Genomic DNA, 10,712 nt, shown 5'->3' with positions numbered 1-10,712 from the left:
GAGAGAATGATGAAGGAGAAACCGGATTTGAGAAAGGCGCTATCCCAATCGATCTTAGTAGGGGATGGCGCAATGTCTACCTACCTTTATCAACAGGGGATTCCTGTGGGCGTATCCGTCGAGGAATTGTGTCTCTCTCGTCCTGATTGGGTGGAGGAAGTCCATCGCAGTTATTATGAAGCGGGAGCACAAGTCATTGAGACAAACACCTATGGAGCGAATCGAGAACGCCTTACTCGATATGGGATGGAAGGGAAAATTACGCGGATCAATCGTGAAGCCGTTCGGATTGCTCGAAATTCCGTTGGAGAAGATGCTTATGTTATTGGAACGATTGGTTCTATAAATGCCGGGCGCGTGCCCAATTATGATCCCCGGGAGTACCGGGATATGTATGAAGAACAAGCCACAGCCTTATTATATTCCGATGTGGATGGCATTACCTTGGAAACCTTTCTGGATCTGGAGGAATTGCTTCTTTCCCTAGAGGAGATACGTACGCTAACATCTACACCCATTTTTGCTAACCTCGCGTTAATTGAGGTGGGTCAGACACGCGATGGATATCCATTGACTGAAGCCTTTGCCGCCCTTGAAAAAGCGGGAGCAGATGGAGTGGGATTAAATTGTCGGTTGGGTCCACTAGAAATTCAACGGGCCTTGGAACGAACCATTGTACCGGAAGATGTGTGGTTAACAGCTTATCCAAACGCAGGCAGATTGGGGCAAACAGACGGTCAATTTCAATACAAATCCACGCCCGCATATTTTGGAGAACGCGCCCTTTCCTTTCGCGAACAAGGGGTACGATTAATCGGTGGGTGTTGTGGGACGACACCGGAACATGTCCATGAGATTAGAAATAGGTTGCGAGGACTTTCCCCTCTTTCCCGGGTGAATCCCAGTACGGTCCCTACCATTCAAGAGCGTTCTCATGAACAGATTCAAGTGAGAAATCCTCCGACCGTTGTGGATAAAGCAAGAAAAGGGACAACGATCATTATTGAATTTGATCCACCAAAGGATTTAGAGATCGCGGACTTTCTCGCTGGAGCCAGGGAGTTGGATAAAGCAGGCGCAGATGCCATCACCCTTGCAGACAATTCGATGGCAACGGTTCGGATGAGCAATATGGCGTTGGGCTCCATCATGAAGGAGAAAACAGGAGCAGAGCCTTTAGTTCATATTACCTGCCGAGATCGGAACTTAATTGGCCAGCAATCGCATTTGATGGGACTGCATGCTCTTGGAATGGATCAGATTTTAGTGATTACAGGGGATCCAACCAGGATTGGTGATTTACCAGGGTCAAGCTCGATCTATGATGTCAACTCCTTCGACCTCATCCGTATGGTAAAGCAATTAAATGAGGGAATATCCTTTTCAGGCAAACCCCTTAAGCAAAAAGCTCGCTTTACAGTGGGTGCTGCATTTAACCCTAATGTCTCGAAGATGGATGCTGCCATACGACGACTCGAACGCAAAGTAGAGGCGGGTGCCGATTTTATCATGACACAACCTGTCTATGATGCGGCGTCCATACGCCATGTTGCTGAGGCAACCAAGGGTGTGGATATTCCGATTTTTCTGGGGATCATGCCATTGACCAGCTACCGAAATGCGCTATTCTTGCATAATGAATTGCCAGGGGTGAAGATTCCTACCCATGTGTTAGAGGAGATGACGGAACAGAAGGGAGAAGAAGCGCGGCGGATCGGTATCGCCCAAGCAAAGGAATTGCTCGATGAGGCCACTCGTTATTTTAATGGCATTTATCTGATTACCCCATTTAATTATTGGGAAATGACGGCGGAATTGACACGATATATCCGACAAAAAACGAATTCGCTCCAGGTAGCATATTAATCATTGACAGAGGAAAGCCCCCCATTAGGGAGGCGGAAGAGAATCGGTTGGATTCACCGATGGCTCAATATCCTTGTTTAGCTACTGGAGCTCTCGTAGCCGCGGCCGTAACCACCGCCGCCAGGCATCATTCCGCCGTAGCCACCGCCACCTGGCATCATTCCGCCGTAGCCACCGCCACCTGGCATCATTCCGCCGTAGCCACCACCGCCGCCAGGCATCATTCCGCCGTAACCACCACCGCCGCCAGGCATCATTCCGCCGTAGCCACCGCCACCTGGCATCATTCCGCCGTAACCGCCACCACCTGGCATCATTCCGCCGTAACCACCACCGCCAGGCATCATTCCACCGTAACCGCGTCGGGGGTATCCACCGCCAAATCCACCACATCCACCATAACCACATCCACCATAGCCACCACAAAACGGAGGCAATACTGGGCCACAACCGCCGCAGTCATCATAAATTGGGCCACAGCCACATGGATCGATTGGAGGAGGCATGGGTGGGCAGGGGTTATAAGGAATAGGCACAGGAACCGGCACAGGGACAGGTTGGGGGGTAGGCATTTGTATGGGTTGCGGAATCGGCATGGGCATCAAATTTTTTTCTCCCAATGTTTCCACTCCTTTAATACTTTCGTTTCTTTAACTGCGACAGGATATCTTATGACGGCCCCTGACATTCGTACCGGGTGGAAAGGCCCATATTTTCCGCGATTGTCCGAGACTTTGGTCAACAGCTATAAAGTAAGGTATACTAGAGGGGAATGTGTCTGGATGGACGCGGATACGGACACGGGAGGTATCATTAGGATGGATGTACTCAGAATCACCCCTCGGGGGTATTGTTATGGCGTTGTGGATGCGATGGTATTGGCGCGGGAAGCGGCAAAGAACTTGGACCTTCCCCGACCCATCCATATACTTGGAATGATTGTTCATAACCGTCATGTAACCGATGCCTTTGAAAAGGATGGAATTATTACACTGGATGGCGAAAGTCGGTTAGAGCTTCTTGATCAAGTCGATCAAGGGACGGTGATCTTTACGGCTCATGGCGTTTCCCCTGAAGTTCGTCAACGAGCACGGGAAAAAGGGCTCACACTTGTAGATGCGACGTGTCCGGATGTGACACGGACCCATGATTTGATCCGAGATCGTGTTGCTGAAGGGTACGAAATCGCCTATATTGGTAAAAAAGGTCATCCTGAACCTGAAGGTGCGATAGGGGTTGCTCCCAATCATGTGCACTTAATCGAGACAGAAGACGATGTTGAATCATTAGCGATCCCAACGGATAAAATTTTGATTACCAACCAGACAACGATGAGCCAGTGGGATACGAGACACCTCATGAAAAAAGTGCAGGAGAAATATTCGACTGCAGAAATTGTAAATGAGATTTGTTTAGCCACACAAGAACGACAGGAAGCAGTTGCTGAACAAGCTGGTAAGACGGAAATGGTAATTGTTGTTGGAGATCCTCGGAGCAATAATTCAATGCGTTTGGCGCAAGTGTCACGAGAGGTAGCCGGGGTTGAAGCGCATCGAGTGAGCGATGTGACAGAGATCAAGCCCGAGTGGTTACGAGGGAAGAGCTACGTTGGAGTGACTGCGGGTGCTTCTACACCAACGCCCATCACGCGTGAAGTCATTAAATACTTGGAGCAATTTGATGATCACGATCCAAGTACGTGGGAGCCGGTGCGCACGGTGAATCCGGATAAACTTCTTCCGCCTGTTCGTAAACCACGGAATAAGAAAATAAAAGAAGCATAACTTAAATAGAGATTTGAAACGGACATCCTGGGATCTTCCCGTGGATGTCCGTTTTTTGTGTGAAAAGATAGGGGTGAAATTGTATAAATTAGGTTCAGTGCCCTTTATAGTCATAGAGTAGATGCGTGGGAGTTAATATAGATTACTAGAAAAGTTATTTAATACAAGAATGTAAGAATGCCAGGTAAGAATGAGAAAGCGAATCGGGTAAGGCAGGCGGTTCCTTTGAATGCATGGAGGAAAAGAGGAGTTTATATAGGGGTTCCATTCAACAAAGGACTGTATTGATAAGCAAGAGCTTCTCAATACAGTCCCACAAGAGATACCAATAGAAAAATTCGGTCAATTCATGAGCGAAAGTCGATTTTGCTTTGCTACGAAGGTATAACACTGATTCATCGAACCCCGGAATTCGACCCGGTGATCTTTTTTAAGGGGATTATAATACTCAAAATACTGATCTTCGTGCAGAATCGACAATGGAAACTTTTCTGAATCCAATATGACATAGTACATTGCCAACGCCTCCTCGGTTACAGTATTGTCCAAACCGTCGGAACATAACCGAAGAAGGCGAAAAAAGAAGAAAATTATCCTTGGGATGCTTTTTTTTATGACTGTGTAAATATCATTGCTTGCCCAACACATTTCGTCCATATAGACATATGATGCTAGAACAATGAGACGAGGGGTGAGAGTAGGTTTGTATCCGATCAACATTGGTCAATTGGCTAGCATGGTTGGAGGAAAATTGATCCGTGGAAACCCCCAACTCCCAGTTCGTCAGGTCTATTTTATTGATCCGAATCGAAAGTTATCCCAACAACTTAAGAAACTGCATCAAGAGCCAAGCGCTAGCGTGGTTATTCCCGAAGGGACGATTCTTGGAATTGCTACCGAGCATGCCTTGATCACTGCGCCTAACCCGAAAGTTGGGTTATGGAAGTTACTCCAGTGGCAGCGTTCGCGTTCACAGGCTACTTTTATCGGGATTACCGGGAGTTCAGGAAAGACAACGACAAAGGAAATGATAGCGGAAATTCTTAAACGAAAATTTCGGACGTTAAAATCAAAAGACAATCAAAATGTGGCGGGCACCATTCATCATCATCTATTACGTTTGGACCCTCGTGATGAGGCAGTCGTCCTGGAGATGGGTATGTCCGACTTAGGAAATATCCGAAGACAATGTCAAATCGCGAAGCCTTCGATCGGAGTTGTGACCTGTGTTAAAGAAGCTCATGTGGGTAGCTTAGGTAGCTCTTTGCAAAATGTAGTACGGGCAAAGCAGGAGTTAGTGGATGGGGTTCCGCCAAAGGGGATGCTTATATTAAATGCGGATGATGCGGGGATTCGAAAGCTAAATACCCTTCATCGTCGTAAACTTACTTATGGCATTAAAAATCATGCGGTTTTTCAAGCGAAGGAGGTTCGTTATACACCTTCAGGAATGTCTTTCAACGTTCGGAACGCATCCTACCAGATCCCTACTTGGGGGATTCATAATGTCTATAATGCCTTAGCGGCGATTACTACCGGCTATCTGTTAAAAGTGCCTGTAAAGGATATGCAAATGGCTTTGCAAAGTTTTCCTCTGCCTAAAATGCGACTGCAAAAAATTGTGGGTCAGAAGAACCGCTTACTGATTAATGATGCATATAATGCAAACCCAACGTCGATGATAGCCGGTTTGGAAGTATTAAGAAATGTGGCAGGACGTCGCCATCATGTCGCTATTTTAGGAGATATGCATGAACTCGGAGCATTGTCCGAAAGTGGACATCGGAATGTAGGTAGTTTTGTAGCAAAGACAAAGCCTTCTTTTTTAGTAACAGTCGGAACGATGGCAGCACATATCGCAAGGGCAGCTTTCGCTGCGGGTTATCCTAAAAGCCGAATATTGACAATCGCAAATCGCCCACTCGCCATCGCAAAATTTTTGCATACTAAAATGCCGCCAGGGTCCGTCTTTTATTTTAAAGCTTCTCGCAAAATGAAGTTAGAGGATATTGTACGCCCTTTGCAAGCCGATGTGTAAAATGATGGTTGGCATCGACGCATATCCAATCAAGCGGACGGGCGTTTGAATACAGTAGTATGAAGTATTTTTTGAAAAGAGGTGAACCATCATGACCTGTGCAAGTCCTAACCTACTATCCAACGGGGGATTTCGAAGAGGATTTACTTCCTGGAGGGGAAAAGGCATTCATCTCGCTAAGAACCCGCTTAGACCCAATGATAAATCTGTAAGGATCAGCCCACGGGGTCGTCTCATTCAAACGGTAAATGGAAAATTTAATCGTACGTGTGCCTACTATCTTTATTTCCGGCTCCTCAATGCAAATCCCCCTACAGCCAAGCCTGCACTTTTTGCCGTCGTTTCGTGGCTGAATAGTAAAAAGCGTGTTTTACGTACGACACCTCTACTGGTCCTTCCCCCTCGTCCAGCGAAACTTCGCTTCACTTCCTATTTTACAATTGTTCCTCCACCTCCTGTTGGGACGACTGCCATGTCCGTCCTTTTCCTCAATGGGAGTGCTCCATTATTTATTGACTTTATTTCAGTGTTGGCTAAAAATGTTGGAAGTCCACGAGCAGTACAAGTAACGAAACCGTTGCTCCTTTCATTCCCCTTCTGATCATAAAAACGCCTTATCAACTTCTACCGATACGCTAGTAGAAAGTTGAAAGGCGTTTTTTACCATCCTGTTCATTTGGGCTTGGAAGGGAGAAAGGCAAGTTGAATACTTGATCGAAATGCCCAAGGGCGCTCAGAGCGTTTTTTATATTTTGGCAAACTACGATAGATATCAATCGCTTCTTCAAAAGCCTGATGAGCCTCTGTTGTTTGTTGAAGATGACGATAGATGCGACCAAGATGATACCATGCTTCAGATGAAGAGGTATTGATTTCTTTAAAATGTCCAAGGTAGTTAAGCGCTTTATTTTGTTCCGTCTGGGCATAAACCTCACCTAGACGAAGGTAGGGTTCTCCATATCGTACACGAGGGTCACGTTCGAGTGCTTCCAATAAAATGGCTTCCCCTTCTTCCTTTTGTCCGAGCTTTAGCAGACATAATCCTTTCTCTGCTAGGATCTCCGCAGAATCGGGAATGGATTTTAGTGCTTCTTCAAGCCAAGGAAGCGCTTTTGAGTACTGTTTTTTTTCAATTAGGAGACGAGCCAGTTCCCGTTTGTTTGAAGTATCGTGGGGATTTAATCGAAGGGATTGATTCAGTTTGCGAATCTCCGTATTTCTGCGAAGGGGACGTGTAGCACTTGGGAAGAAGCGGGTAAAACGACGGTCTAGCAAATAGAGAATAAATAGAAATAGAAGAAAGGCGGTCAAGGGGTTTCCTGTAAGCCACCATAATAACGAGAAAATAACAAATTTGCCCATCGATTCCGCCTCCAAACTTTTTACGCACCTTTGACTAAGTGTAAAGGTGTGGTTATTTTGAGATCAGCGTACCATATGGAGATTTAAAAAGGTAGCGGACAAAAAAGATCGCAGCTTCCCCCTGTAGGGATGGTTTACTTTTGTCTAGTTAACGGAGTACAATGAGGAAAATGATGCTTGATAAAGGAGTATCCATCCAATGCCCAACTCACGGAAATGCCTTCAAGGTGAATTAGAATCGGAAATCGGCAAGTTGGAAGAGTTGCGGCAACAAATGAAGGTAGAAATTCAATCCGGGGCGACACGGGATCATCACGAAGAGCTAAGCCGCAGAATTCGTGAACAGAAGGATGTCGTTGCTATGTTGTCAAAGGCTTCACCTGAAGAACAATGATCGTCAGTGATAAATTTAGGGGACAATCACCATGGGAGATTGTCTTTTTTTTGTCAACATATCCTAGTGAGCAGGGGATCGTAGGAATAAAATCGAACCCATTGAAAACCTTCTTTAGCAAGAAAGGGGATCCTCGCGAGCATGAATGAATCCAAAATAGAAATTCGGAAACTAACGCCACTCGACGCGGTTTCTTTTCGACATTTAATGTTGGAGGGATGCCGTACATCAGCAACGGATGTAGGGATGTTGGCGGATGAATGGGGAGATGAGAATCCCTTACCTTCATTAGTCGAAAAGTTTCATCATGTTTGGAGCGAACCCGATCATTTTATATTGGGGGCATGGCTAGAAGGAAAATTGCTAGGCACTCTCGGTTTTTCCCGTGGCAATCGTGTAATGAGTCAGCATTATGCCATTTTGTGGGCCATGTATGTGGATAAGAACTATCGTGGTCGAGGGATTGCCCATGCATTATTAACGGAAATTATTTATGCGTCACGCAAGATGGAGGGGCTCGAATGCTTACGGTTAAAAGTTCGGAGCACCAATGAACGAGCGTGCCATATTTACCGTACAGCTGGTTTTAAAGAAGTCGGTACAGAGCCCAAAGTAATGAAGCTGGGAAATGAGTATATTGATCAGACTTGGATGGTCTGTGAATTAAGGGATAAGTATAAAACCTCGTCCATAGCGGACGAGGTGATTACCGGGAAAATCCGATAATTTTTCCGGTGCGAAAATGGATCGCGCTTTTTCGATTTTTTTTCTTCTCAGTAATATATTTTGTGATTTCAGTGGGGTGAGGGCGCGTCCATTCTGGAGGGGTATAACCATCATGGGGATTTTCTAAATAAAATTCGAGCATGGTTTCAAGTAGTTCTTCAAAGGGAGCGATCGATATACCATCCTGGATTAAGCGTTTCATCACCGACCATAATAACCCGGTAGTAACGCCCTGATTCGTCAATTCTTTAATCAGACTGGGTGCGTGGGATTCTGCTTGTTTCAGCCAGAGTCCAACTCCTTCGTAAGTGAGTAGCTCGGGAAGACGGCGCTGTAATACTTGCTCAACATGGCTCAGTAATATATCTCGGCTTTCTTCCCCGGGTTGATCACTCCAATTTCCAGGAATATGGAGAATGGGATGAATGTCAGTCGGCGTGGCTTTCCCTTCCTCTGCCTTTGAAAAGCGTAGGGGGGGACGTAGTTGTCCAACGGCCACCTGATTCCCGCGAATCGATAAGGTATAGTGTTGGGGCTCACTCATATTTCCGATGCGGATACGGATCGAGGGTAGATAAAATCCAAATTGGCGAAACAACTGCTTACGTAAACGGCGAATTTCAGCAGTAAAATGGGAATCGTTGAGTAGGAATTCATAGAGATCGGGTCCCAAGATAATTGAAAAGAGATCTCCTTGTTGTTCGCCGTAGGCATCTGTCAAAGTCCAATCTGTCATGGAGTTCCTCTCCTTCATTCTCCTACTCCTCATAGGGGGTGAGAATACCGATTGGAACGGCTTCACGAATACGGCGATCCACAAAGGTTCCCCAGGCCATCACACCGTTTAAGTATTCGACAAGGAAGAGGCTTTTCTCCCCTTCTACTTTGTAATGGGTACCTGGGTGAATCGTGTCAGGATCAGTCAGATACGATTTGGCAAGGCGGATCTGTTGTTGAATAACAGCTTCTTCACCAATCATGGAAGAGCGTCTCGCTTGATCCTCCGCTTCTTTCAGTCGGTCGATTTCCGTTTGGAGTTCCTCCCGGCTCATTCGACTAAATTGTTGCATGGGATATCCTCCTCAATAGGATGTGTACTAAGAGTATTATAGCAGATGGAAATGAAGCAACGCCCATGGAACAGGTGGGATCATCCCCTATGATACAATCATGGTAGGGTGATCGTTGGAGGGGGCGTTAAATATGGCTGTAATCTTATTGTTTATTGACGGAGTGGGACTGGGTGATGAGAAGGAGTATAATCCTTGGGCTACGTTACCGACTCCCTATTTGAATAAACTGTTAGGTAGTCCCCTCGTAAGCCGAGCAAGCGAAGGAAAAAAAAGCAAGGGACTTGCCTTATTATCTGCCGATACACGCCTTGGTGTGGAGGGGTATCCTCAGAGCGCGACGGGACAGGCGACAATCTTTACTGGACGGAATGCGCCTCAGGCCATGGGAGCCCATCAAAGCGGGCTTCCCTTTAAACGCTTGCGAGAATGGATTGAAAGCGAAAATATTTATCACCAGTTTATAAAGCGTGGGATGACAGCGACCTTTGCCAATAGTTATACCCCGGAATTTTTTTCGCGTTCAGCTACCAAAAAAGGGTGGATTTCTACTTCGACTGCAGCTGCGCAAAGTGCAGGCATACGCTTGCGTAATTTGGATGATTTAGTCAAAGGTGATGCCGTTTATCATGATTTGACTCGTCACACCCTACGACGGGTGATTCCGGAGGTGGAGTTGATCACGCCAGAGGATGCAGCGAGCCATCTCTATGGAATTGCACAAGGCGTAGATTTGGTGATCCATGAATTTTTCCTCAGTGATTTGGCTGGACATCGTCAAGATCATGAATTAATGCAGAAAGTGATACAGGATTATGATCGATTTTTAGGGAGTTTAGTGGGAAAGTTGCATGAGGAGGATGCCCTTGTCCTGGTTAGTGACCATGGTAACAGTGAAGATTTTCGCATCTCCACACACACCATGAATCCTGTACCGTTATTAATTATCGGCAACGAGGCAGCATCCATCCAAGCCGAATGGAATAAGGAGTCGGTCGATTTAACCTACGTTACACCACTCTTGATTCAGCTGGCTGAAAAGAGATGGAAAAAAGGAGGAGAAAGGAATGGCTGAAGAACGCTATGTGCCCCAAGTAACATCAGCCGCGATCCCCGAAGATGGTGGATGGGCTGAATTATCGAAAGAAAATGTATTGATTTTGTCTATTCCTGAATGGGAAGACCTGATGGAGCAAAGCGCTGTCGGGTACAAAAAAGTATGGATGTATGACCGAAAAGCGGATGCCTATATTTTTTGCTTCCGGCTACCTGATGGGACGGAGCGGGCTGTAGCATTTGCAAAGGATCATGGGGGATTACTTCTTCGAGATCAGCGGGCATTTAAGCCCTTTTCCATATTACTTACTGCGCAGCCGATCGGGGAGGGTGATGATTCCACATCGATGTTACTATTAAGCGATGTCTCATTAAAACGACACCCCCACGCGGGCTGGTAAGCTCATCTTAAAGGA

Annotated in this window: 12 protein-coding genes; 8 read left to right on the top strand and 4 right to left on the bottom strand. The window is 46.2% G+C overall.

The features are described 5' to 3' along the window. Positions 1 to 6 precede the first annotated feature (6 nt). Positions 7 to 1,866, top strand: coding sequence for a bifunctional homocysteine S-methyltransferase/methylenetetrahydrofolate reductase (locus tag CHX35_RS00630; protein ID WP_091832313.1), 1,860 nt, complete (start codon positions 7 to 9; stop codon positions 1,864 to 1,866). A 77-nt stretch (positions 1,867 to 1,943) separates the two neighbouring features. Here CHX35_RS00630 and CHX35_RS17165 read toward each other — a convergent pair whose 3' ends face one another. Further along, positions 1,944 to 2,486 (bottom strand): hypothetical protein, encoded by a 543-nt coding sequence (locus CHX35_RS17165; RefSeq protein WP_140413507.1) that lies wholly within the window; start codon positions 2,484 to 2,486, stop codon positions 1,944 to 1,946. 198 nt (positions 2,487 to 2,684) lie between these two features. On the opposite strand from CHX35_RS17165, the gene CHX35_RS00620 reads away from it, so the two are divergent. The 3 genes from CHX35_RS00620 to CHX35_RS00610 all read left to right on the top strand — a co-directional run bounded on the left by CHX35_RS00620 (position 2,685) and on the right by CHX35_RS00610 (position 6,289). Beyond that, a complete protein-coding gene (locus tag CHX35_RS00620) occupies positions 2,685 to 3,650 on the top strand; it encodes a 4-hydroxy-3-methylbut-2-enyl diphosphate reductase (RefSeq protein ID WP_091833392.1) in 966 nt (321 codons plus the stop codon). A 703-nt stretch (positions 3,651 to 4,353) separates the two neighbouring features. Next, on the top strand, positions 4,354 to 5,688 hold the full coding sequence (locus CHX35_RS00615; RefSeq protein WP_176391806.1) for a UDP-N-acetylmuramoyl-tripeptide--D-alanyl-D-alanine ligase: 1,335 nt from the start codon (positions 4,354 to 4,356) through the stop codon (positions 5,686 to 5,688). Positions 5,689 to 5,779: 91 nt separating this feature from the next. Then, positions 5,780 to 6,289, top strand: coding sequence for a hypothetical protein (locus CHX35_RS00610; protein ID WP_091832304.1), 510 nt, complete (start codon positions 5,780 to 5,782; stop codon positions 6,287 to 6,289). A gap of 71 nt (positions 6,290 to 6,360) precedes the next feature. On the opposite strand, the gene CHX35_RS00605 is transcribed toward CHX35_RS00610, so the two are convergent. Further along, entirely contained in the window at positions 6,361 to 7,050 is a 690-nt protein-coding gene (locus tag CHX35_RS00605; protein ID WP_091832301.1) for a tetratricopeptide repeat protein, read from the bottom strand. Between the two features lie 199 nt (positions 7,051 to 7,249). Here CHX35_RS00605 and CHX35_RS00600 point away from each other — a divergent pair, with 199 nt between their 5' ends. Both CHX35_RS00600 and CHX35_RS00595 read left to right on the top strand, forming a co-directional pair. Next, positions 7,250 to 7,444, top strand: coding sequence for a hypothetical protein (locus tag CHX35_RS00600; protein WP_091832298.1), 195 nt, complete (start codon positions 7,250 to 7,252; stop codon positions 7,442 to 7,444). Positions 7,445 to 7,585: 141 nt separating this feature from the next. Further along, positions 7,586 to 8,170 (top strand): GNAT family N-acetyltransferase, encoded by a 585-nt coding sequence (locus CHX35_RS00595; protein WP_091832294.1) that lies wholly within the window; start codon positions 7,586 to 7,588, stop codon positions 8,168 to 8,170. Here CHX35_RS00595 and CHX35_RS00590 read toward each other — a convergent pair. Together CHX35_RS00590 and CHX35_RS00585 are read right to left on the bottom strand one after the other, a co-directional pair. Further along, positions 8,151 to 8,906: an FHIPEP family type III secretion protein gene (locus CHX35_RS00590; protein WP_176391805.1), complete on the bottom strand. Its 756-nt coding sequence runs from the start codon at positions 8,904 to 8,906 to the stop codon at positions 8,151 to 8,153. The two genes, CHX35_RS00595 and CHX35_RS00590, sit on opposite strands and share 20 nt — an antisense overlap. A gap of 22 nt (positions 8,907 to 8,928) precedes the next feature. Beyond that, on the bottom strand, positions 8,929 to 9,240 hold the full coding sequence (locus CHX35_RS00585; protein WP_091832288.1) for a DUF1811 family protein: 312 nt from the start codon (positions 9,238 to 9,240) through the stop codon (positions 8,929 to 8,931). 133 nt (positions 9,241 to 9,373) lie between these two features. Here CHX35_RS00585 and CHX35_RS00580 point away from each other — a divergent pair, with 133 nt between their 5' ends. After that, positions 9,374 to 10,315 carry an alkaline phosphatase family protein gene (locus tag CHX35_RS00580; RefSeq protein WP_091832284.1) on the top strand — a complete coding sequence of 314 codons (942 nt, stop codon included), beginning with the start codon at positions 9,374 to 9,376 and terminating at the stop codon, positions 10,313 to 10,315. Beyond that, on the top strand, positions 10,308 to 10,697 hold the full coding sequence (locus CHX35_RS00575) for a hypothetical protein (RefSeq protein ID WP_091832282.1): 390 nt from the start codon (positions 10,308 to 10,310) through the stop codon (positions 10,695 to 10,697). Before CHX35_RS00580 ends, CHX35_RS00575 begins: the two co-directional genes overlap by 8 nt. Positions 10,698 to 10,712: the final 15 nt, after the last annotated feature.

Source organism: Marininema halotolerans (genome assembly GCF_900116235.1).
GTDB lineage: Bacteria > Bacillota > Bacilli > Thermoactinomycetales > DSM-45169 > Marininema > Marininema halotolerans.
The sequence above is the reverse complement of the archived record's forward strand: the minus strand, read 5'-3'. Positions and strand labels throughout refer to the sequence as shown.

What these genes read in the sequence shown, in the direction of transcription:
- CHX35_RS00630 (WP_091832313.1), top strand. Translation starts at nt 7, where the DNA reads ATGATGAAGGAGAAACCGGATTTGAGAAAGGCGCTATCCCAATCGATC.
- CHX35_RS00620 (WP_091833392.1), top strand. Translation starts at nt 2,685, where the DNA reads ATGGATGTACTCAGAATCACCCCTCGGGGGTATTGTTATGGCGTTGTG.
- CHX35_RS00610 (WP_091832304.1), top strand. Translation starts at nt 5,780, where the DNA reads ATGACCTGTGCAAGTCCTAACCTACTATCCAACGGGGGATTTCGAAGA.
- CHX35_RS00605 (WP_091832301.1), bottom strand. Translation starts at nt 7,050, where the DNA reads ATGGGCAAATTTGTTATTTTCTCGTTATTATGGTGGCTTACAGGAAAC.
- CHX35_RS00600 (WP_091832298.1), top strand. Translation starts at nt 7,250, where the DNA reads ATGCCCAACTCACGGAAATGCCTTCAAGGTGAATTAGAATCGGAAATC.
- CHX35_RS00595 (WP_091832294.1), top strand. Translation starts at nt 7,586, where the DNA reads ATGAATGAATCCAAAATAGAAATTCGGAAACTAACGCCACTCGACGCG.
- CHX35_RS00590 (WP_176391805.1), bottom strand. Translation starts at nt 8,906, where the DNA reads ATGACAGATTGGACTTTGACAGATGCCTACGGCGAACAACAAGGAGAT.
- CHX35_RS00585 (WP_091832288.1), bottom strand. Translation starts at nt 9,240, where the DNA reads ATGCAACAATTTAGTCGAATGAGCCGGGAGGAACTCCAAACGGAAATC.
- CHX35_RS00580 (WP_091832284.1), top strand. Translation starts at nt 9,374, where the DNA reads ATGGCTGTAATCTTATTGTTTATTGACGGAGTGGGACTGGGTGATGAG.
- CHX35_RS00575 (WP_091832282.1), top strand. Translation starts at nt 10,308, where the DNA reads ATGGCTGAAGAACGCTATGTGCCCCAAGTAACATCAGCCGCGATCCCC.